We start from the raw sequence: 22990 nt of genomic DNA on the forward strand, positions 1-22990 counted from the left end.
AGTAAAAAATTCATATAACTGTTCTAGCCTTTACTTCTGGGTGTGCTTTCTTTTGCTCCATTGCAAGACCATCCAATAACCAGCGTAATTGCCGATAACTAATTTGTATCGTTCCAGTGTCATTTTCATTTGGCCATTGAAATTTTCCTTTTTCCAATCGACGATAATAAAGCCAAAAACCATTATAGTCCCAGTGAAGAATTTTTAATTTATCTCGCTTTCGATTACAGAACACAAAATAGCTTGATGAAAAGGGATCTAAATCAAATCCCTCTTTCACCAAAGCAGCTAATCCATCAATGGATTTTCTCAAATCAGTACTTCCTTTTGCCAAGTAAACTCGTTCAGCTCTTGTACCAACTAACATGTTGATTTCAACGTCCTAACCACTTCTGAAAGAAAGGCCGGATCGAAACCAGGTTTTACTTCAATTGAAATCCCACTAATTTCAATCCGTAATGAATTTTCAACTGTTTGTGAATGATCTTCTAGGGTAACGGATGCCCATTTTGTAGACTTTCCTTGATTTTTTATTGGATTTTCAATTTTTCTTAACCAGTATTTAAACTGGTGAATACTCCATTGATTTTCCTTGCACCAGTTTACTTGAGTTTGACCGCTTTTACGATAGTCAGCGATTCGTTGTTCCCAAACCTTTCGTAATTCAGGATTCTTAGGCATAAAAAAACCTCCTTCAATTTCATCTTGAGGAGATTATCTCATGAAATTAGCACATCAAGAAGGTGTGCAAGATTTGACGCTTACTTGGATAACGCAAACATTCATCATGCTAAAGTTCTTCAGCCTTTTTTACAGGAGCACGGAGAACAATTAACTTTTGTATTCTTACCCCCGTATTCACCGAATTTAAACTTCGTTGAACGAATTTGGGGCTGGCTGAAAGAAAGTGTCATTGCCAATCGATTTCATCCCAATCGAAAAGAGTTGCGAGAATCGATTGTTTCGTTTTTGGAGTACCTTTCTGAATTTCCAGAAAGACTACTCCAGCGCATCGGACAGGTGGTTATGTCGGAAAATGAGTCTGAATCTATATACTTATTAAAGTATAAAGGATAAGTAGTTGTAGTGTCGAAAAATTCTTTTAAATCCATAATGAACTTATAATTTTCATTATAAAAATCAAACATATCTTTAGTTTTCGATAATGCTAGGTTTGGTTTGAGGTATATACTCTTTTCATCTCCTTCTATTTTAATGGAATTGGTCACAAACTCTAAACCCAAATCTTGCACTATTAATGGATTAAGAGACTCAATTGAATGTATTGTCATGGCCATCAATATGTTTAAGTTCAAGATGACTTTTCTAAAATCTTGAACCATGAATTATTGTAACTTATCATAAATCCGATCATTGACCCCATCTTTTCGTATAATCCTTGCTCAGCTAAATAGTCAAGAAACTTACAAACATCAGGGTATATTTTAAATCTACCTGTTGAAAAGGTTTCACTTGAAGCACCGCATTCGTTTACTAAGTATCTACTAAGATTGCTAGCTGAGATCATAGATGCGGACTGTACATAGTCTAAAATGGCTTTTTCTAGCAATTTGAATAAAAAAGCATATAGAGATTATGTGATTTCTCATTTTCGATAACTATTTACAAAAAGATGAGAAAAGAAAACAGAAAAGGAGTCAGAGTTAAAACCGCTCTGACCCCTCTTGATTAATCAAAATGATCGTGTCAATTTTTCTGACCGTTGTGTACATTTGGATTGAACGAGTTTCATGAAAAAATCACAAGACAATTAACCTAAATGTATATGAATCAAGATAAGAAATCGTATTTTCAATATCAACTTCATTGGCAATATGCATTTTGTCTCTTAATCTTTCCGGTAAATAAAAGGAATACTTAGACACAAATTTTTCCCTTTCTAATACACCTTTCATCACATCTTCAGGACACCAATTCGAATTTTTAATATCATCAAGAACCTTTAGAATATCTTCTTCAGGAGGCATTGTAATTTTAATTCTCCCTACTCCATCAACTGTTTTTACATCAACACCTTTTGTTCTAAGCATCCACATTAATGTTTGAAAAATGGTTGTGCCAGTATAAGTTTCAAATACTAATTCATCTTTTTTTCTCCATATTACCCGTTGTTGAGGTGTAACTTCATAATAATGATAAGGTATTCTTATCTCCTTTAGACAATCTGCAGCCTTCTCGTCAATATATTCAAAAGAATTGTCTGAACAAATAATTTCCATCATTTTATCACCTATTCTTTGGTGAATTTTACCGCCATCACCAGAATATTTAGGTGGGTCTCCTTGTGAAGCCTTGGAGACATATATTTTATTTCGCTTTGAATCAATATCATAAATTTCCCATAACTTTCCTGCCAAAATAATTCTATCTTTAATGTTAATAAATGGACTTTTGTCTATTGTACCTATTTGTTTTGTTCCACTAAAGACATCATACTGTTCACGTGTCATGAAAACAGAATAAAATTCTCTACTTCTTAAGATTCGCTCTCCTTCTACCCCTATAATTAATTCCTGAACAACAGGTAATTGTTCAAGAATTTCTCTTTCTATCATGTAGTTTAATAATTCATTAATGTCTTTTATATCTAAATCATGAAATGCATCATTGGACTTGATCTCTTGAATAAGCTGGGAGCGTTTTATCCCATTATATTGTTGGCACATAGATATAATTTGATGGAATAAGATATCAAATGGTTGTTTGTATCCTTGGGATGGCTCTACCCATTTTTCTAACACCAATTCCATAACTGCTAATGATTGGACTAAACTATCTTCCATTGTGCTATATAGTTGAAGCATGCTGCTAGAGCCTTGTTTTCGCCCCGATCGTCCTAGCCTCTGGCGTAATGATGATACTGTATAGGTACTGTCTACCTGTATGACAATATCAATACTTCCGATATCTATGCCTAACTCTAAAGAACTAGTTGCAATCACACTCTTAGGAGATGTAGATTCGGCAATTGTTTTTTCTACAAACTTACGCTCTTTTTTATCAATAGATGAATGATGTGGATAATATGTTTCTCCTTCTCCCTCTTTTTGTGCTAAACGGTTAAGAAGAACAGTAGAATATTCAACCTCTTCCCTAGAGTTGCAAAAAATAATAGCTTTAGCTTCTCTTGTTAATTCCCTTATATCTTCGTATAACTCGATTGGCTTTTTATTAGCTTCAATTCGTTGAAAATGCATTAGATGGTAGAGTAACTCTTTATCGTAGCCTTTTTCGTGAATAATTCGAACTCTATCTGTATTTCTAAAATTAACCCATTGTTTCACAAACTCAAAATTATCAATAGTAGCGGATAGACCGATATATCGGGGGCGTTTGTTTATTACTTTTTCTATCCTTGCTAATAAAGAACGTAATTGTATTCCCCTCTCAACGTCTAAAAACGAATGTATTTCATCTATAACAATAAAATCTAACTTATTGAAAATATGCGGAATCATAGATGTTCTATTAATAAATAAACTTTCAATCGACTCCGGTGTGATTTGTAATATACCAGCTGGATTCTGAATGAACTTTTTCTTTTTGCTTTGTAAAACATCACCATGCCATTTATGTATAGGAATTCCAATATCCTTACAAAGGCTTTCAATCCGTTCGAATTGGTTATTTATCAGTGCTTTTAACGGAGAAACATATAACACCTTCAATGATTGTTTAGCTGTATCCTCAATTAGTGTAAGAATAGGTAAAAAGGCTGCTTCTGTTTTTCCAGAAGCAGTCCCCGATAAAATGATAATATCATCATCTGTTTCGATAATTGCGGGTATTGCTTTATCTTGAATCGGAGTAAATTCTTCCCATCTCATCTCCCATATTTTTTTCTGCATATTTGGTGATAACAAATCAAACGAACTCATTCTCATCCTCCTGTTCTTGAGAATCGAGAAGTGATATTTGTAACTCTGCTATTGTTGATTGATTCCTGCTTCGTTAAAGCGACTCCAAACAATTCCGAACGATTATAGTCGGGATGTTGTTGAAGAATGTTTAATGCACCTAAAAATGTACGAATAACCTCCCCTACTGTGAGATTACCTTCTGCACCTGGCTTAGAGTATTCCTTACGAATGAACGATTTAATTTCTTCGTTTGTTACCGTGGTTTCATATCCATGATGTACAGCATGAATATCTCTTAGTTTCTGTAAAAGAACATATGTTTCATCATGTGTTAACGGTGTTAATTTAATCACTGGTTGACTTAAATCACGATGTTCTTTGGTTTCAAACGGATTGGTTTGCAATCGTCTTTTTAATGCTCCGTATGAAAACAAACCTTTTCGTTCATCTTCCAAAAACTCTGGTGTTCCACCAATAGTAATATACAGGCCTTCTACGTTTCCTTGTAATGTATCATTATAAATCTTCAAGATAGTTTCATAGTTCTTTTCTCTCGTTTGTGGATGGGTAATCTTATATAAGTTAACGGCTTCATCTAAGTTGATAACAAGACCAGAATAACCAATCTGTTTTACAAACTGAGACATAACTTTCAAGTAATCGTAATAATTGTTGTCATCTATAATAGTCCTTACTCCTAAATCGGCTCTGGCCTCTGTTTTAGTGCTATATTCTCCTCTTAACCATCGGATGGCCTGTCGTTGCAGTTCATTGTCATCTTCAACAAAGCCTTTAAAATAAAGATTTAGGATTCGGGAAAAATCGTAACCACCAGTTAACTCATCCATCTTAGAAACAATTTTAGTGATCTCTGTCTGAACATCTTTCACAAATTCTTCGTTATCAAACTCCACCATTCCGTTATATTTATCCTCTGCTATTTTTGATTGAACATCACTTATCCATTTATCTAAAATAGCGGGTAATGCATTCCCTTCTGGAGAAGTAGCAGTAGACAAGTTTTTCATCAATTCCGTATAGGTAGCAACTGCCTTTCCTTCACTACCATATAATCGTCTTTCTGGAGTAAAGTCAGCATTAGCCACAACAAATTTTTCATTAAATGCGATTTGTTTAATCAACGATTGAATAAAACTTTTTCCACTTCCAAAAGGACCAATAAATAATTTTATAATGGAAGCACCTTCTTTAATATTCTTTAAGTCGGATAAAATTTGTTTTGCTTCTTCCGCACGACCTACCATGATATATTGAAGACCTCTGCTTGGAACAACTCCACCTGATAATGCATTCAAAATAGCACTGGAATCTCGTTTTTTAATATTCATTTTATACACTCTCCTTTAGTTCATTTAATACCTCAATGTACTCTTCATAAATGACATATTGTTCTCCTTCAAGTTCAATGAATTTGTCTCCTAAAATATCCATTGACTTTTCGTTGATGTTATCTATCACAACATTAATCATGACACCTTTTGACTTCATCAATTGCTTAGCTTCAGACACTTGAATACTGTCTCCCGTAAAATGCTTCAATAAAAACTTTTCCAATTCAGATAGAGAATGAATGAATTCACTTGCTTCTCCATCAGACGAAGATAAAAAATCCAATGAAAAACTGTCACTGCTCCCAAAAAATACATCTGATTCATGCTCTTTATCACTCTTTTCAGAATTAGGTATGTTATCATTAACATTTTCATCAGCTAATACTACAGATACATTATTTTCAACAGTTGTAGAGATTGAGTGTTCATCTCCGTCTTCATATTGTTCAAAATGTTGTAGTAATAAGCGATTTTCCTCTTCAAGTTGTTTGATTTTATCATCGTCAAATTCAATAACAGCCTCTAAGTCTTGTATTTGTTCTTCTGATGATACAATATCTTGTTTTTGACTGATATCTTTAGGTGGATCTGGTATCTTAGAACCGCTATTCATGATACCTTTTTGAACAACTTTAAACCGTGAACCAATACCATCTTTATTTAAAAATATTTGTTTCATATTTTCACGAAATTCTTCAGGCAACACTTCTTCATCCACTTTCACCATTCTTTTATTCTCTTTTAACAGCCGCATAATGTTTTCTGAGTATTTGAATAACGCAGTTACTTGATCAAATAATTTTTCAGAAGGCACTAATACATTCATTGTAATTTCAGTGTTTCTCTCTTCTCTATGGACTACTGCCCCTTGAAACAAGAACATTGGCTGCTGCTTAATATTTTCAACTAACCATTCATCCACTATTGAAATCCCTTGTTCTTCGTAGTACTCTCGTAGTAATTGAATTCCTGATTTGAAGATATTGTAAATTCGGTTTTTGTTCTGAGTAAAAAATGCAGTTTCTCGATGATTACGCAGATACTTTTTCCAAATGGAGATTGAAATTTTGCTCCAGTCCTCTGTTTCTATAAGTGTTTTCTTAAATTCCTCGTAATAACGATTACTTGTTCGTTCCCTAATCCAATTACTTGCTAATTCTTTCTCTCCTGCTTCTAGGAGCATGTGACCTATCCATTCAGGTAAATAACGTGATAAACTCGGAAACCGTTCTTTATAATTATTGTAAAGACGAACTAACATGCTTACATTAAAAGACGTTTTTTGGTTAAAGGTATAATTAATTAACTCGTAAGCAAATAAATAAATATAGCTCAAATCCGTATCTATGTAACGCCCCTTTAAAACTTCCTCTCTCCAGTAAAAATACCAATTCTTTTGGTTATCATCTAAGGACCTAAAAGTGGGATAGTATTGCATAAAAGGCACAAACTTCGCCTTTGGATCTCCTGTTTTCTGTGAGTAACGAAGGGAGTCATTTAAAAAATCTGATTCCCTAGTGTGTACGCTAATATAGATATATGAATTTTTTAATGTCTTTCGTTGTTCCTTCCCTTTTATGTTATGAATCATTTCTTTTACAAATGAAGGAGTTTTTACATGTGCAAATTCAGGCAATATAATGGTCTCTTCATCGTAAAACGTACCTGATAAGAAATTTTTAATCCCTTTGATGAAAGTATTCTTTACATCTTTAAGTTGTGATTTTGCTACAGGAGCAGATTTTTCCTCTTTATCAACCAATATATCCAATTCAATCTGACGTTGGAGCTCCTGATTTTCTTTTTGTGGTGTTTTTATCACTTCTTCTTGTTGATGTGAATGATCGATTTTTTCTTTTATTTCTAATTCCTGTTTAAATCGTATCAATTCTAATAACGCTGCTTGTAAACGACGTAAATGTTCATTCTTTACTGTTGAAACAACTGATAAAAATTCTTTAAGGTTATTTTGTTGTTGTTTCTCCATTTCACTATTAGCAAGCTGTTCTTTTTCTTTTAGCACTGACTCTGTTGGAATCTGTTTATTTGATCTTTGTTGCTCTTGTTCAAGATCTTTGTTAACAAAGATGGTTAAACGTTTTACTGGTTCTGTAGAAAAAGGGATTTTTTGAAAAATTCTACCACCTGGTTCGTCCGTACGTTTTTTGTTATCTGTTTTATTAGGTATCACATGTATTTTATCTGTAGATTTTTTCTCATCCGAGTGGGTCGGGATCGCTATTGCGGAAGTACCTTTCTCTTTTCTTAATGTATGAACTTCGGTATTTTCATTAGAAGCCACTGATTCAGAAAGTTCTAACACATGTTCATAGGTAACACCCTCCACATCCAAAGAAGATTCTACCCTCTTTTCGTTGAGTTTGTTCACCCAGGATGAAATAAAAAACATATCTAACCAACCAAGAATAAAAGTATAACCCGTCCAACTGAACAAAAGATAAAGAATTGCTCGAAACGGCTTTTTGAGATAAAATAAATGGACACCTAATCCACCTAAAAAGAAAGCTAATACATAGGCAACAATTTTATTCTTATGAACCTTTTTCTTCAATAGTTATCTCCTTCCTAAGCTGTAAATTATCACTCCATTGGCTTTATCTCAACTTAGAATATGATCGCTCACAAAATTCGATACGTAGCTTTACGTGGAGTGACAGTTACGTAAGGATCGACGCCATACGAAACAATTCATAATTCCATATCCTGGAGATTTGACAAGAAATATAGTAATTGAAGCTAAATGTTGCATTCTTCGAAAACGCGTTTCTTCATCATATTGTTACCGTTAAAATCACATCTTTTTCTTTTCCATCTACAAGTTGTGGTCATAAAGTTTTTGAATTGAAGGTATGCCTCTCCTGATATTACCGTTTTGATCTAGAACATCTACTCCAAATTTTTCAAAGAATGACTGAGTACAATTAGATTGTGGATCGATATCTATTACAAGAATTTTTTTGCCTCGTTTTTGTAGATAGTACGCTATCTCTTTACATAGGGTTGTTTTACATACACCACCCTTCATATTTAGAAAAAAAAATCACTTTGCCCTCCGACATTTAAGATTCCTCTCTATAGAAGTGTTGATATCTTATGCTCTACAGCCTTTCTTTGATAACTATTTGTCAAGTAGATTTATTAACTACATAAACTAAAAGTTTTAACTTATAACCGAATGAAACGGCATGTCCCTTATTTTTGGATAAAGTAGGCCTATATATACACCCAAAACAATATCAAAAGTCATCAAAAATATTTGTCGAATTCTGTCGTAAAAAACAAAAAAGACAGAAGCTATGACAACTTCTGCCGGAAATGAATAATTAACCATTTATCTTCTCTGGAATCCTTGCAAGCTTAATTCTGCCTATAAACCGCTCCTAACCCTTTAATCGTCTTATTCGAATCGACATCATCGTGTGGGATTAATAAGTATACCCATTCTTTGCCGCTGTTTTCGCGGGCGTGTTTAGAAGCGTTTTGGCACCAGGTGATGGCAGCTTGGGCTTTCAGTGCTACTTCCTGGTCTTCTTCGATTCTGTTTGTTGCCTTGATTTCGCATAAATACATTTTTTCATCTGTTTCAACAATGAAATCCGGTATGTATGCTTGTGTTTGATTATAGTAAATTTTGATATGATTTTGCGTTGGTTTCAGCCATTTTAAAACGGACGGATCGCTTTCACAAATTACGGAAAATTTTCGTTCAGCGTCAGATTCAAATTTTTGTGTTCGGTACAGGCATTTCTTAAAGCCACCAAAACACATGCTACGAATTGCCGCTTTATTTGCTACTGGTTGTCGAAAATCACGTACTTCCTCATTCGCATCCACGGCTACGCTGCTGCTTTTTAATGTATCAAAACCAACTCGAACGATGACCTCATAATTTGTCGGCTCTTCATAATAATGTTCTTTCATCTGCGCATAAATCAACTGTGCTAAACGTTTTTGATTGTAAATAACGACATTTTTTACATCGTCTTCTGTTTTTAAATAACTGCGAAGATAAGATATCAACTGTCCTGACAGCTTATACAACAATTCAGCATGATCTTCATAAGAAACAGCCGGATAATCCATTAGGTGAAAGACAAGATAATCTTCTAAACTCTCTTCTGTTGTATTTACATCTTTTTTAATTTGTAACACTTCTCTTTGATGAGTACGCAAATGCTCAATCAAAATATTTTCAGCAACTGGTTGCAGTTTCGGAATTAAGCTGCAATCTAAATCAAAATCGTGATAGCCCCATGAGATTTCTCCGGTCGGCTGCAAGATAATTCTCGGGATTTCGATGGACAGATCAGGAAGTAAATCAACTGCTTTTGCAACCATTTCCTCAATCACTTTTTCGGGTTCTTCCTCAAATAAAGACAACTGGGATACCGTATAAGTTTCCTTAACATCACTAATAATTTGTTGTTGGACGGCAGGATCTTTTAATTGTTTAGAACTATATAACGTTTGTTGCTTGGCAATGGCTCTTACAACGGTTTCCGCAATATTTTTCTTGATTTCTAGTTTCTTTTCCTCTTCAGGAGTGGCAGATTCCTTCATTCCCACTAACTCATCGATTAGTGATGTTTCTAAGTTCGACTCGATTGTGATTAATTTCTTTTCTGTCTGTGCCACATCACGGCCAATGACAACCCCGCGACGAATAATGGAATTCGGATTATTCGCCTCATCAATAATTTCTTGGAATTTATCATGAGCAATAATTGTTAAACGATCGACTGCCGGCACCCCTGTGCGTTTTCCGTATGGAAGACGGAGACCGCGACCAATGGACTGTTCCACTAACGTCTTTGAGTTTGCGGCACGGAGTGGAATAATCGTATACAAATTCGTTACGTCCCATCCCTCTTTTAACATGTTCACATGAATGACAATTTCAACTTTTGAATTTGGATCTTCAAGAGCAAGCAATTGCTTAATTGTTTCGTCCTTTTCTTCGCCACGCTGATTGGAATGAACCGTAATGACTTTTCCTTTATAACGTCCTTCAAAAAAGTCATCGCTTTCAATGATATTCATAAGTTCTTCGGCGTGATCCGTATCTTGGGCAACGACAAGAATAAATGGTTTCACTAATTTTACATTATTTTCCATCGTATATAACTCTAGTTCCACTTTTGTTTCTTCATGGACACGGATACCGTCTTCTAATTTTAAACGTTCTAACTCTCGTTCGTTGTCGAATTTTGCTGGATTAAAATTTTCCCTCGTCGCTACAGCCGGCTCTTTCACATATCCGTCTTCCATCGCTTTATATAAAGGATAGCTATAAATCACATTCTTAAATGGAATCGTTTTATTTCCGCTTTCCACTTGCGGTGTAGCCGTTAATTCTAAACCGAGAATCGGGTTTAATTCATTAATTGCTTTGACTCCAGCTGATGCCCGATACCGATGCGATTCATCCATTAATAGAACAAGATCAGGAAGGGATTTCAAATAATCGAAGTAACTCTCCCCTAAATATTCACTTAACCGTTTAATTTTTGGCGATTTTCCTCCTCTAACTTCGCTATTAATCTTAGATATGTTGAAGATGTTAATGTTTATAGCTACCGGATCAGCTAAAAAGATGGCTTGCTGATCATAGTTATCCCCTGTAATAATGTTCGGTTGTTTATTAGCAAACTCGGAAAGCCCTTTAAATACATATTTCGGTGTATTTGGCGTAAAATCTTGGATTAATTTTTCATAAATTGTTAAGTTAGGGGCTAAAACAAAAAAATTACGAATTCCTTTTGCAATATGTAAGTAAGCGATAAACGCTCCCATTAAACGTGTTTTTCCGACACCGGTTGCCAACGCAAAACAGAGCGAAGGAAACTCTCGTTCAAAATCAGTCACTGACGGGAATAACCCATTAACAGCCTCTAGCTTTTCTTTCAAAGATTCGGGATCATTATGTTTATTTAAGCCGAAGTGTTCAATCACTTCGGCAAGAATTTCAAGTGATTCTTTTTGTGGTTTTCGAAGACTAAGCCGGGATGAAATAGCACTAACGATACGATTCATCTCTCTTCCCCCTAAAATAGCTCTAATTGTTCAGGTTCTTTTTCTTTCATTGGTAATTCATTAATTTTTAAACTGTAATCGTCGCGACCAAATTCACACTTGTTTAAAATTGCCTGTGGGATTTTTTTAATCGTTACTTGCGGGAAATCATCGATATTAACATTAAATGCTTTGCAGCAAATTAATAATGTTTCATTTTCTTTCATTTGTTCAACGATTCCCTCAACCATTTGCTGCGTAACAAGCTGTGTTGTTGTATAAATAAAATCATTCTCCGTCGATTGACCTTGCTTCCAAAACACTTCTGGATCAGGATTGTACGTAAATCCTTCATGTTTGCACATTGCTTCCGCTAACATTTCGGCATTGTATTCCGGATTGATAATCCAATTACCAAATTTATCTTTCTTTAACAGGCTTGGCGCCAACTTGTAATAGCGGAATCCGCCTCCGCCTTGCCAATTCACCGCTTTACTAATTCCTCCTTGATCGGTCCCATCGATCACTTTCTTCATTCGCGGAATAATATGCGTATGGCAATGCTCACCAAGTTCAATCATTATCCAACGCCGTCTCATTTTATGAGCTACTGCTCCAGTTGTACCAGAGCCAGCAAACGAATCAAGGACCCAGTCACCTTCTTCAGTAACCATATCTAATATTGTCTTAATTAAGGCTTCGGGCTTCTTCCCTCTCTTAAAATTAACTCCTCCTTCATTAGCTAAATTAGCTTTAGGAATATCCTCGTTTCGCCAGAAATCACCCATTTTATTAGTTTTAACAACCTGATTATCTTTTATTTCTGCAGAATCTTTTAACCAAGCAAATATCTCCTTATTAAGATAGTATTTATTAGTTAATATTCCTTTCTCTTTTCCGCGACTTGGAATATATTCAACTGAGTATAAGCAATCCTTATCCATGTAACTAATTAATTCATTCTGAAATGAATTTTCAGCTTGCGGATTAGTTGTTCGGAAAATGGAATCAAAATACTTAAAGTATAATTTCTCAATTTCATCTTTTCGATTATTAAAGTTAGCCAAAGAGATGGTTTCAATTTTATAATTTCTATGTCTGTAAATTTTTACTGGTTGTCCGTTTGATTTAGAATTAAATTCCTTAATTAGTTCTTTTGAACCTTGATCAATTAAGATTTTGTTATATCTCTTCATAATCTCTTTATCCAAAGGCTTATAGCTCTTTGCTTCTATCTTTTCAATTTGTTTTTTATCTTTTGCATAAACTAGAATATACTCAGTATTGTTTAATAAGAAAGTTGCTCCTTGTCCTATACCAGCACTTCCGGAACGTTCATAAGCAATCATATTTAAAAAGTTGTTTCTACCAAATATTTCATCCATTATTACCTTTAAATATGCTTGCTCATTATTATCTATTTGCACAAAAATAAAACCGTCTTCTCTTAACAATTTATGAAGTATCTTTAATCTAGCAAACATCATATTTAACCAGATAGAATGCTCCAATCCATCATCATAATGCTCAAATGCATTTCCTGTATTATATGGAGGATCGATAAAAATACATTTTATTCTCCCTGCAAACTCCTGTTCCAATGCCTTCAATGCTAATAGGTTATCCCCGAAAATAAGCCGGTTATCAAAAATATCATTTTCCGTCACTCGTTCCTTCGCGTGATAAGAAAGTTCCAGATCTTCGAGAAGAATGCGCGGTTCAAGCTTTGGTTGTTCGTCTTTGCCAATCCACGTTAGTTCTAGTTTTTGTTTTTGAGCCAATGTACTCCCTCCTATTGTTACACGATTCTCCATTTTATCGTAAAGAGATGTTCTGTTGAGGTACGCTGTTCTAGTCGTTTCTCTACTTCCTCGAACAATCGATCTTTTTGTTCATCAATTTCATCTTGCTGATCATAGAGATTTCGCCGCATCTCGTTTCGCTTCTTTTCGAGTTCCTTAATTTGCTTGTTCATTTCAAGCTTTTCTGCTAGATTGCGCGTCAGTTTTGCTTCTCTTTTTAAATGTTCAATTTCAACTGTCATCTCATCTATATCTTTTTCGAGCTTATTTTTCAAGTCTTGCGACCATTTTTCCAGCTTTTCTAATTCAGAATCAAGATAAGCAGATGCTCTCTCCATAATTTCATTTAAAATTGCTTCTTGTTGCCCTTCGCTAATCCGGCGAAGCGTATTGCAAATCGACTCGGAAAGCTCAATCTCTTCCCCTTCAACGGCAGGTAGTTCAAACATTTTTTCGCACATTTCTTGATCGAGTTGCTCTCCTTCTAAATCAATTGCTGAAAAAATAAGGTGCTGTTCATTTTCTAGCGATTGTACATGAAGTAATTCTAAAGATAGCCACCCTTCTTTTCCGATCAATCGCTCTAAAATACTAACTTTTCCTTCATAATCAGAATAACGGAATGTAATTTCTTTTGGTATGAGTTTTCTCTTCTTTGCTTGCTCAATCCATTTTTGTGCAAGCGGATGAGAAAAACGATAGTGATGGACGTTCTCTCTTTCTTGCTTTTTCGCTTGCGAGATCATTTGATATGTTTCATGATCTTTGACAAAACTTAATGTTTTATCATCAAACGTTGCTTCCCTCGCACCTTCATATTTCGATAAATTCCAAAGGTAGCGTTCCATACGATTGAGATGTAAGCTTGTTTGATGATAATGGTCTCGTAACTTCTCTCTGACCTCATCATCAAAATTTTCCAATAAATGCATACGCGTTTCTTTCATTTTTAATTGTATTTGCTCATCTAGCTCCGCTTGTAAACTTTTAAATGCTTGTTCAATTTCTTCTGCGGTGCGGCAAGTTTGATAGATTTGTTGAATTCGTTTTTCAAAATCTACACCAGACTCTAACGACCCTAGTACCTCATCTGAAGAACCAAACACTCCTTCAAACAAGCGGAATTTTTCTGAGAGAATTTCATACACTTTTTTATCAGCTTCATTTTTATGGTTTAAGAAGTTAATCACAACGACATCATGCTTTTGACCGTAACGGTGACAACGTCCGATCCGCTGTTCAATCCGCTGTGGATTCCAAGGCAAATCATAGTTAACGACTAAACTGCAAAATTGCAGGTTAATCCCTTCTGATGCCGACTCTGTCGCAATCATAATCGATGCTTGTTCTTTGAAATATTTAACAAGGGCTGCACGCATATCGGCTGTTTTTGAGCCGGTAATTTTATCATCGTGTTGATGTTTTTCCAGCCATTGTTCATAAATTTGCTTCGCCTGTTCATCCTGGTTTTCTCCATTAAATAATACAATCTTGCCAGCGTAACCGTTACGCTCGAGAAATTCACGCAAATAAGCTTGCGTTCGCCGTGATTCGGTAAAGATGACCGCCTTTTCGTTTGCACCTAACATTCTTAATTTTTCAAATCCTTTTTCAAGTGCAATTAACAATGCTTCCGCTTTTGAATTTTCTTTAATCGACTTCGCTAGTGAATAATATTCTTCTAATTCTTGTTTTTCTTTTTGGACAAGATGTTTCATTTCAGCTAACGATAATTCACGTATGTATGATGGCTGTAGCTCTTCTCCCCACTCTTCCATTGTATCGTCAAATTCATCAACATCTGCGTAAACGTCCGAATGCTCTGCGGCTATTTCTGTTTTTCCTCGCTCTAGTTCCACTAACAACTGCTCAAGTCGTTTAATTAAAGAAAGCAATGTGTCAGAAATAGCAAAGGAAGAAGATGCCAGCAATTTCCGGACAACTAATGTCATTAATGCCCTTTGGCTTGTTGGTAAAGCAAAGAGTCTGTCTCTCTGTAAGTATGCGGAGACTTTTTCGTACAGTTCCCATTCGGCTTTCGTTGGCATAAACTCCTGAGTAATCGGAATACGCTGTGTATAATTCACATACTCGGTAACTTGCCGTCTTAACGTACGATGACAAACAGGTTTAATACGTTGTTTTAAATCAATAAAATCTATTTCCGACATTTCTTTCGTACCGCGGGCAAACTGACGTCTAAACGTTGTTTCATCTCCAAAAATATGAGGATCGATAAAACTAATAAGCCCGTACAATTCCATTAAAGAGTTTTGTAATGGTGTTGCCGTCAATAAGATTTTCGGATAGCCAGCTGTTGCTGCTCGTAATGTACGTCCGATTTTATTTGATTTTTTATACACATTCCGCATACGATGCGCTTCGTCAAAGACAATTAAATCCCAATTTACTTTTTGTAGCATATCCGCTTTATTTCGAGCGTATTGATACGAAGTGATAACAATTTGATCTTGTTGTAAGAAAGGATTCCGATGACCAGAACGTACCATCTCGTTGAAGTTTTTACTTTCTAGAATAATCGAGGGGATATAAAATTTTTCCCAAAGCTCTTGATTCCATTGTTTTCTTAGTGGAGGTGGCACGATAATAAGAATATTCCGCTTTCTTTCTGCCCACAATTGACTAATAATAAGTCCCGCTTCAATTGTTTTTCCTAATCCTACTTCATCAGCTAAGATAGCTCCCCTCTCTAATGGAGCACGAAAGGCGAATAAAGCTGCTTCCACCTGATGTGGGTTTAAATCGACCGTAGCATTAATGAGCGATTGACTTAAGCGTCCTATCGAATGTGATGAATTTTGTTTTGTTAATTCATAAGCAAAGTATTTGCTTTGATATGGTGTTGTCACTCATTAGACCTCCCAAATGTAAATCCCACTATTACTTACGCTACCGAACATAGTATATACTTCCATTATACTCGACATCATTTTACAACAACAGACATTCGACAAACTATGGCAATGTTTTTTAGTCTCAAATTCTTCTCGCTATTATTCTCGATTGTTGACAAGAAGAAAGTTACATGTTCGTTTCAATCCATTCCATGTTATTTATAATATGGGAGCAATGAGTGATTTTTTCTCGCATCAACAGCTAAGAAAATATTACAATATATTAGGAGGCGAAAAACTAATTAACTCTCATTAAAATTTATGAACGAAAAGAAAGGATGAAAATAGATGCACACCCCTCTGAACGCTCAAGAAATGCCGCTACATAAAGTATTTAGTGATGATTTTTTATTTACCATTCCTTCTGTTCAAAGACCTTACTCTTGGATTACCGAGCAAGCAGGAGAGTTATTAGATGATTTACTTGAGTTCATTGAACATCACGGAATCACTGAAAAAAATATTGAGCAAATCCCGGAACCTTATTTTCTTGGAAGCATTGTCCTTGTAAAAGGGGAGAAACCAGAGGCAGAAGTATTGGATGGGCAGCAGCGTTTAACGACTTTAACTATCTTATTATCTGCTCTTCGCAGTTATTTACCAGAAGAATATGCGAATGAAATTGACGAACTCATTGTTCAGCGCGGTAGCCGAATTCGTAAAATTGAAGATACATATCGTCTTCGTTTACGTAAGAAAGACAATGACTTTTTTAAAAAATACATTCAAGAGCGCGATGGAATTACAAAACTAACAAAACAAACCCCTGTAAAAACAGACAGTCAAGCATTAATTAGGGATAATGCGCTATATTATTTAGAGCGTTTTAACGACCTTGATGAATCTACTTTAACAACGTTACCGAGTGTCATTGCTACGCTATGCTATATGGTTATTGTGTCCACACCGAATTTTTGACTCTGCCTTTCGTATCTTTACTGTTTTAAACGACTGTGGACTTGATTTAATGGTTACTGATATTTTAAAAGCTAAAATTATCGGTAAAATTCCTGAAAGCGAGCAAGAAATCTACACAGAAAAATGGGAAGATATTGAAAGTGCGCTTGGTCGTGAACAGTTTAATGAATTATTTTCACATATCCGTATGATTTTACAAAAGCGAAAAGGCGCGGGAAACCTTAAGGATGAATACGATAGTATTTTAGAAAACATGTCTGGAAAAACATCTTTATGACCAAATTCACCATGTACGCTTTCTCCTTCTCCACCGTCAATTGGGTATTTAAGCCCGGTGGAGTACAAAGAGAAACACCTCAAAAAATTGTCTAGTTTTGACATACCACTTATTTATGATGAAATGATTATGGGGCCTTTACCCCACTACGTGATTGTAATGAGGGAATACCCCATATAGCCAAGTGATATTGCACTCCAATTTTTCGACTATTAGTACTTTCCTAGAGGATGTCAAGCAAAATTTCATCATCATCCTAGTCATTAAAATAGAAGAATCAACATGTTGTGCTGAAGTCAGAAAACACTGTCAATGTAAAATGTTTCAATTCCTCATAGTTAAGATAAAAACTTATTACGCCACTCTTGCAGGCGACATTGACAGTAGTTTCAATTCCTCATAGTTAAGATAAAAACTCCAGAAAATGTTGTTAAATAAGCATTCCGATTTAAATGGTTGATTGGTTAATTTCATTTTAGCCAATGAGTAAAAATTTATCAATCCTTTGATTTGCTTGCGCTCAATAAAGAGTTGAAAGAGTCGTCGATCCCCCAGGTTTTTTGCACGATTGGAGGTCGACGACAAATTTCATTATTTTTAAAACATAACGTTTGTCTGCAGATCGACAATTCAATTTTGTTTGAATCCGTGTTTTTTCCAGAATGCTTTTTACTGCTGCTTCTGTATCATAGACAATATTCCACCAGCTTTTTCTCGATCTCTTCTTTCTTTGGAACATTTTGATCTATTGATTTTGTAATATGGTGATTGCCTTTGAATCTCAAATTGATTATACACCAGATGTAAATTTATAGAAGAATTGATTGTGAAATCCAAAAATTATATGAACAATATTTCTCAAGCATTTTTGGGTCAACTCGTCCGCTCCGGCGCATACATATCCGGCAGCGTTAACTTCTTTACGGTTTAAACATAATCTTTTTCACCAAGTTCAGCTTTGCAACGTTTATTATCAACAAAAAAGCGTTTTGATGTTCGACGCTTCCTGCCCAGATTTCGTACTTTTTAACTTCACATTGACAACAACCTTTCATGCATTGTGATGGTGTTGCCCGAAAAACGAACCATCTGGTTGTTACCATTTCCGGCCAAACCGCTTGTTCCTCGAACTGATTCAAGTACGCTTATGCAGCTGTCAAGAAAGGAAACACTTTATACTTTTCCAACCAGCTATCGCCCCGGATTTGTCTGCCATTATTTCTCCGTTGTCTTTTCAAGAGCATATTTGATTGCAGCGACGGATCCGATCCCATACAAGGCATATTTTAATCCGTTTACTAAAACCTCAAATGAGAAAGCGCTGGCTTCAAAAATAGAGAAAGCAATGCCAAGTACAACTGCGACAATCGGAATGTAGCGATTCGAAAGATTGGTTGCTTGACGGATTGCGTACAGCAAAACGGCTAATGCCACATATGCAGTGAATTCAATTGATAGAATAGCTTCCAATTGAACATCTCCTTTCTAATTGTCATTGCTCCAACATTAGTGTATTCAAGACCTAGGGCAAGAGAAACAGCAGAAGCATAGCAATTCAACAAATGAGTTACTTGTCTACCGCACGATTTTTTCCGTCACTGAACACTTACTTCAATGCAGCAAAAATAATAGCTACGACTCCTCCGATCACTGACACAATAATTGCGCTTGTGATCGTTAGCCGTAGCCACTTTGTATCGTCCTTAATAGATCGAATGTCATTAAATTTTTGTAGTCGCCTTGTGGTCAAGAAGGCAGGAGTTTTACGTCCGGCTTCTTTTCGTCCAATAATGATCGCCAAAACAATTGACATAGAACCGTAATTAAATTACATTCTTATCCTTTGAATTTCAAATGTCGATATTTAAAACTCAATCGTTTGCTCGATTCTCATTAAAAATTTTCAAAAGAAAAAATGAACTTACTAATAAAACAGGTATTCCTATCAAGATGTATAAAAAATTTTTCGGCATAATCATATCGTATACATACAAAAAGAGTTGTCCAAACAAACAGGACTATATATTTTAATATTTTTCAACATTAGCATTGCATAAATATAGTTAGAATTTTCTGTTAATTAATTTTTGTGAATTTGTGCCAAAAAGACAAAACCTAAAGAAAGGTGGCACTGCCCATTTGGTAAATATATACAGTTAAACCAGAGCGACAACGACAAAAGGGAGATTATGGACTGGCTCGCCCATCAAATTTTCGCAACCAAACATAAGCTGGTTTCCACAGAGCTCTCTTTAACCAACGAGTAATTCGAAGTAGGGATTTCTTACTTTTCATCTCCAATTGAATGAGAACATGTAAGCAATACGTGATAAGGGCTAAGAAAATTTGATTTTGAATAGCTGTTTCACTCATTCCATAAAAGTGCTTAATTTCTACGTGTTGCTTGAGCCATTTGAAAAAGAGTTCAATAGCCCAGCGAGATCGGTAAATATCACTTATCTCTTCTGGTTTTAAATCAAATCGGTTGGTGATGAAACGAAGTAAGTTCCCTTTTGTGTCCATAACTTCTAGTAGACGATAGACATTTTCAGTACGATTTTGTGTGGTACCAATGTAGACCATTTTATCGGATAGAACGTGACAATCATCAGGAAGTGAAAATGTATAGACTTCACGAATGACTGCGTTTTTCTTCAGTCTTGAAACGAAGAAATAGCCATCATCTGTCATCCGGTCAAAACGTTCATAGTCCACATAACCGCGGTCAAACACATACATGGCTTCTTGATCATCCACTAGGACTTCGAGTTGATTTCGGTCATGTTCTTTTGCTGTCGTAATCACTGCTTTTTCAGGATAGACGGTGTCTTTATCCATGAAAACGAGCCGTAAGTGTAGCTTTACACCAGCTTTTGTTTTACGGAATTTTGCCCATTTATAATGGGTCAAATTCAACGGGAGTGTACTTGAATCAATGATTTTCAGTGGCATATTCTTTCCGTTTTGATAATGGTGCCGTTGAATTTTCCAAACAAGATCCAAGAACAAATTTGCAAGAATTAGTGGGTGGATCTGATTGTTTTTTCGGGATAGCTGAGAGGCACTTATCGATTCAAATCCGAGTGCTTTTTGAAGATCTTCGTCTACAAGTGCATCACTCATTTCCTCTAAGCTCTTAAATTCGAGCAGCTGGGCTACCAATAAAAGTTTAATATAGGCTTCTGTTGTCAGCTTTTTTGTGTAATAGTCCTGTTTCAATTCTTTGACTTGTTCGCTAAGTTTTTGAATATTTATGGGTGAAACCCATTTACCAAATGATGAAATTAGTGTATTCTTGTCCATAATAGTTATCCTTTACGATTGGATTTGGACAGGAACCACCTGTACTTCCATTGTAAAGGATTTTTTTGTTTCGAAATCAATAAAAAATTGAACATTCTTAGTATTTTGAATCATCAGATTTAATTACTGCAATGCTAGTGATTTTTCAACTCTGCATTCATTTATCCATCGCTGCTTAACATAAAATCTCTATGAAACTGTCATTTACTGCTAATTTACATTGTATTAAAATCGATGGATAAACATGAAAAAGGTCGTGTAGTATGAATGAAAGCATTTTTATTTAGAAATCTCACAACATATTGGTTGGTATCAGTACTGATAACGATCTGACTAATCCCTAGATTCTGGATGTAAATATTTCCTATATTTTTATCTGCTGCTTCTATGTATCTTTCATTGTTTTGTTATATGGGGTATCCGCATCAATCCTCTCTGAAATTTTAAGTAAAAGTATTATGAAAAAAGAAAATCGACTATTAGTCAAAGCAATTGTATACTGTCTTTCTATATCTATATTTGCATTATAGTCTCCTCCTGAATTACTGATTTATGCAGTTATTCGTGCAGTGTTCTATTATTCTGTGGACGAATTTATTCGAAAAATATAATAGCAATAAACAATAGCCCAAGGATTTTTCTTTTTTGAACCTAAATAAAAATGCTCTATCAAATACAACTTCTAAATTTTATGTCGTTGGACGAATTTTTAACGAATGTTCCGTTCTTCTAATTTCGCATATTCACCTGCTTTTTACATTTAGATGAACAAAAAACACATAGTTTTGACGGCATCTCCTTTTTTATACGATTCAGCGAGCGATTAGTCTCACGCTTTTAGAAGTCCTTACGCAATTTCCTGCTGGGTTAGTTTGATGATCAAAAAAAATAAATGTGTGATTCTTTAAGGCTTGTAATTCGATTGAAGAATATATTCATTTTTTACCATTACAGTCGTTTCCAAGAAAAAATAACGGCCTTTCCCCGGTTGAGTATCGAGAAAAGGCCGCAGCTTCATATACTCTTTTTTTAATATCTGCTTGACAGAGTTATGTGCAAGTGACTATTACAGCATTGTTATTCGATCTCAGTCGGAAATGCCCACTTGACAGGGTTTTGCGAAAGCGCCTGACATTTTTTATATCTTACACTAATAAATCCAGCAACGCAATCAGCGCAAAAGCGACGACAGAAATAATTGTCTCCATTGCGGTCCATGTCATCAACGTTTCTTTGACGGTCATGCCGAAATACTCTTTGATCATCCAGAAGCCGGAGTCGTTGACGTGCGATAAAATGAGTGATCCCGCTCCTGTCGCTAATACAAGCAATTCAGCGTTCGTGCCAGGAATGCTGGCGGCAATTGGGGCAACAATGCCTGCCGCTGTCATCATCGATACCGTCGCAGAACCTGTCGCAATCCGAATGAGCGCGGCAATTCCCCAACCTAACAGCAGCGGAGACATTTGCGAATGTGTAGCCCAGTCTGCGATTTGGTCGCCAATGCCAGAATCAAGCAACACCTTATTGAACGCCCCGCCAGCTCCGATGACAAGCAAAATATTGGCGACAGGACCAAGGCAGTCATTGGCAAATTTTAATACTTTATCGCGATTGAATCCTCGAGCGTAGCCAAGGCTAAAGAACGAATAAATCGTCGCGATCAAAAGCGCGATGATCGGATCCCCGATAAAGCGCAACACTTTCGATGCTTCCGACGCTTGATCCAGCGTAACATTAGCTATGGAAGCAACCAGCATTAAAATAACCGGAAGCAGAATCGTAATTAACGTGTTGCCAAAGCCAGGGAGGTCTTTCTTTTCTTTATGCTGTACAAGCTGCTCGGCGATTTCACCAGGCACTTGTTTATACATGCGCGACCCGATCCATTTTCCAAACAACGGTCCGGCGATAATGGCTGTCGGCAGCCCGACAATAAGCGAATAAAGAATTGTTGTCCCGACATCAGCTTTAAAAATGCCGACGGCAGCCATCGCAGCCGGATGCGGCGGAACAAGTCCATGCACGACAGATAATCCGGCAACAAGCGGAATACCAATTGTCACAAGCGAAATTCCTGTTTCCATTGCAATGGTAAACACAAGCGGAATTAATAGCACGAATCCTACTTGGAAAAATACTGGGATCCCCACTAAAAATGCGACGACCATCATTGCCCAATGGACGCGTTTTTGGCCAAAACGGTCAATCAATGTTTTCGCAATGCGTTCAGCGCCTCCGGACTCCGCCATCATTTTTCCAAGCATCGTTCCAAGCGCCAATACGATCGCCAAAAAGCCAAGCGTATTGCCAAGACCTGCTTTAATCGAATCAATAATTCCCGGCGTTTCCGGCGACGGTGCGATCAGCGGCATTCCCATTGCCAGCCCTACACCAACGGATGTCAAAATCAAAGCGACAAACGGATGCATTTTCGCAACAGTGATGAGCAGCAATAACACAACAATCGCAGCAATAACAATCGCGATTCCCATTTCCATTCCTCCTA

The 22990-nt window shown here is 36.0% G+C and carries 16 protein-coding genes and 1 pseudogene; 3 read left to right on the forward strand and 14 right to left on the reverse strand.

All coding sequences use genetic code 11. The features are described 5' to 3' along the window. Positions 1 to 10 precede the first annotated feature (10 nt). On the reverse strand, positions 11 to 367 hold the full coding sequence (gene tnpB / locus NST97_RS04360; protein WP_003352857.1) for an IS66 family insertion sequence element accessory protein TnpB: 357 nt from the start codon (positions 365 to 367) through the stop codon (positions 11 to 13). Beyond that, the gene (gene tnpA / locus NST97_RS04365) at positions 361 to 681 is read right to left on the reverse strand and encodes an IS66 family insertion sequence element accessory protein TnpA (RefSeq protein WP_003352856.1); all 321 of its coding nucleotides are present in this window, start codon (positions 679 to 681) and stop codon (positions 361 to 363) included. Before tnpA ends, tnpB begins: the two co-directional genes overlap by 7 nt. A gap of 21 nt (positions 682 to 702) precedes the next feature. Here tnpA and NST97_RS19210 point away from each other — a divergent pair. Next, positions 703 to 928 (forward strand): annotated as a pseudogene (locus NST97_RS19210) (transposase); the annotation flags it as partial. A 384-nt stretch (positions 929 to 1312) separates the two neighbouring features. Here the strand turns inward: NST97_RS19210 and NST97_RS04375 are convergent. The 8 genes from NST97_RS04375 to NST97_RS04405 form a co-directional block, all read right to left on the reverse strand. Next, the gene (locus tag NST97_RS04375) at positions 1313 to 1528 is read right to left on the reverse strand and encodes a DUF3895 domain-containing protein (RefSeq protein ID WP_341342965.1); all 216 of its coding nucleotides are present in this window, start codon (positions 1526 to 1528) and stop codon (positions 1313 to 1315) included. A 232-nt stretch (positions 1529 to 1760) separates the two neighbouring features. Continuing rightward, positions 1761 to 3899 (reverse strand): DEAD/DEAH box helicase, encoded by a 2139-nt coding sequence (locus NST97_RS04380; RefSeq protein ID WP_341342966.1) that lies wholly within the window; start codon positions 3897 to 3899, stop codon positions 1761 to 1763. 2 nt (positions 3900 to 3901) lie between these two features. Then, positions 3902 to 5230 carry an ATP-binding protein gene (locus tag NST97_RS04385; protein WP_341342967.1) on the reverse strand — a complete coding sequence of 443 codons (1329 nt, stop codon included), beginning with the start codon at positions 5228 to 5230 and terminating at the stop codon, positions 3902 to 3904. A 1-nt stretch (position 5231) separates the two neighbouring features. Beyond that, complete coding sequence (locus NST97_RS04390) at positions 5232 to 7805, reverse strand: TerB N-terminal domain-containing protein (RefSeq protein WP_341342968.1); 2574 nt, start codon at positions 7803 to 7805, stop codon at positions 5232 to 5234. Positions 7806 to 8066: 261 nt separating this feature from the next. Further along, complete coding sequence (locus NST97_RS19215) at positions 8067 to 8279, reverse strand: ParA family protein (RefSeq protein WP_445684576.1); 213 nt, start codon at positions 8277 to 8279, stop codon at positions 8067 to 8069. Positions 8280 to 8611: 332 nt separating this feature from the next. Beyond that, on the reverse strand, positions 8612 to 11287 hold the full coding sequence (locus tag NST97_RS04395) for a DEAD/DEAH box helicase (RefSeq protein WP_341342969.1): 2676 nt from the start codon (positions 11285 to 11287) through the stop codon (positions 8612 to 8614). An 11-nt stretch (positions 11288 to 11298) separates the two neighbouring features. Further along, positions 11299 to 13080 carry a site-specific DNA-methyltransferase gene (locus tag NST97_RS04400; RefSeq protein WP_445684578.1) on the reverse strand — a complete coding sequence of 594 codons (1782 nt, stop codon included), beginning with the start codon at positions 13078 to 13080 and terminating at the stop codon, positions 11299 to 11301. Continuing rightward, the gene (locus NST97_RS04405; RefSeq protein ID WP_341342971.1) at positions 13065 to 15938 is read right to left on the reverse strand and encodes an SNF2-related protein; all 2874 of its coding nucleotides are present in this window, start codon (positions 15936 to 15938) and stop codon (positions 13065 to 13067) included. The genes NST97_RS04400 and NST97_RS04405 overlap by 16 nt, the downstream gene beginning before the upstream one ends. Positions 15939 to 16271: 333 nt before the next feature. Between NST97_RS04405 and NST97_RS04410 the strand changes: the two genes are divergently transcribed. Then, positions 16272 to 16901 carry a DUF262 domain-containing protein gene (locus tag NST97_RS04410; RefSeq protein WP_341342972.1) on the forward strand — a complete coding sequence of 210 codons (630 nt, stop codon included), beginning with the start codon at positions 16272 to 16274 and terminating at the stop codon, positions 16899 to 16901. A gap of 49 nt (positions 16902 to 16950) precedes the next feature. Then, positions 16951 to 17178 (forward strand): hypothetical protein, encoded by a 228-nt coding sequence (locus NST97_RS04415; RefSeq protein WP_341342973.1) that lies wholly within the window; start codon positions 16951 to 16953, stop codon positions 17176 to 17178. A 1215-nt stretch (positions 17179 to 18393) separates the two neighbouring features. Here NST97_RS04415 and NST97_RS04420 read toward each other — a convergent pair. The 4 genes from NST97_RS04420 to NST97_RS04435 form a co-directional block, all read right to left on the reverse strand. Next, a complete protein-coding gene (locus NST97_RS04420) occupies positions 18394 to 18648 on the reverse strand; it encodes a hypothetical protein (protein ID WP_339209857.1) in 255 nt (84 codons plus the stop codon). A gap of 136 nt (positions 18649 to 18784) precedes the next feature. Next, positions 18785 to 18991 (reverse strand): hypothetical protein, encoded by a 207-nt coding sequence (locus NST97_RS04425; protein ID WP_327847748.1) that lies wholly within the window; start codon positions 18989 to 18991, stop codon positions 18785 to 18787. Between the two features lie 374 nt (positions 18992 to 19365). Beyond that, positions 19366 to 20481, reverse strand: coding sequence for an IS4 family transposase (locus tag NST97_RS04430; protein ID WP_341342974.1), 1116 nt, complete (start codon positions 20479 to 20481; stop codon positions 19366 to 19368). Between the two features lie 1145 nt (positions 20482 to 21626). Continuing rightward, positions 21627 to 22976, reverse strand: a complete 1350-nt coding sequence (locus NST97_RS04435) for a GntP family permease (protein WP_341342975.1) — start codon at positions 22974 to 22976, stop codon at positions 21627 to 21629. Positions 22977 to 22990 lie beyond the last annotated feature (14 nt).

The organism is Aeribacillus sp. FSL K6-1305, from assembly GCF_038050115.1.
Lineage (GTDB): Bacteria > Bacillota > Bacilli > Bacillales > Aeribacillaceae > Aeribacillus > Aeribacillus composti.

Excerpts from the sequence above, each read along its gene's own strand:
- NST97_RS04435 (WP_341342975.1), bottom strand. The coding sequence starts at position 22,976 with ATGGGAATCGCGATTGTTATTGCTGCGATTGTTGTGTTATTGCTGCTC.
- NST97_RS04400 (WP_445684578.1), bottom strand. The coding sequence starts at position 13,080 with ATGGAGAATCGTGTAACAATAGGAGGGAGTACATTGGCTCAAAAACAA.
- NST97_RS19215 (WP_445684576.1), bottom strand. The coding sequence starts at position 8,279 with ATGAAGGGTGGTGTATGTAAAACAACCCTATGTAAAGAGATAGCGTAC.
- NST97_RS04395 (WP_341342969.1), bottom strand. The coding sequence starts at position 11,287 with ATGAATCGTATCGTTAGTGCTATTTCATCCCGGCTTAGTCTTCGAAAA.
- NST97_RS04415 (WP_341342973.1), top strand. The coding sequence starts at position 16,951 with ATGGTTACTGATATTTTAAAAGCTAAAATTATCGGTAAAATTCCTGAA.
- tnpA (WP_003352856.1), bottom strand. The coding sequence starts at position 681 with ATGCCTAAGAATCCTGAATTACGAAAGGTTTGGGAACAACGAATCGCT.
- NST97_RS04425 (WP_327847748.1), bottom strand. The coding sequence starts at position 18,991 with ATGTCAATTGTTTTGGCGATCATTATTGGACGAAAAGAAGCCGGACGT.
- NST97_RS04375 (WP_341342965.1), bottom strand. The coding sequence starts at position 1,528 with ATGATCTCAGCTAGCAATCTTAGTAGATACTTAGTAAACGAATGCGGT.
- NST97_RS04380 (WP_341342966.1), bottom strand. The coding sequence starts at position 3,899 with ATGAGTTCGTTTGATTTGTTATCACCAAATATGCAGAAAAAAATATGG.
- NST97_RS04410 (WP_341342972.1), top strand. The coding sequence starts at position 16,272 with ATGCACACCCCTCTGAACGCTCAAGAAATGCCGCTACATAAAGTATTT.
- tnpB (WP_003352857.1), bottom strand. The coding sequence starts at position 367 with ATGTTAGTTGGTACAAGAGCTGAACGAGTTTACTTGGCAAAAGGAAGT.
- NST97_RS04430 (WP_341342974.1), bottom strand. The coding sequence starts at position 20,481 with ATGGACAAGAATACACTAATTTCATCATTTGGTAAATGGGTTTCACCC.
- NST97_RS04385 (WP_341342967.1), bottom strand. The coding sequence starts at position 5,230 with ATGAATATTAAAAAACGAGATTCCAGTGCTATTTTGAATGCATTATCA.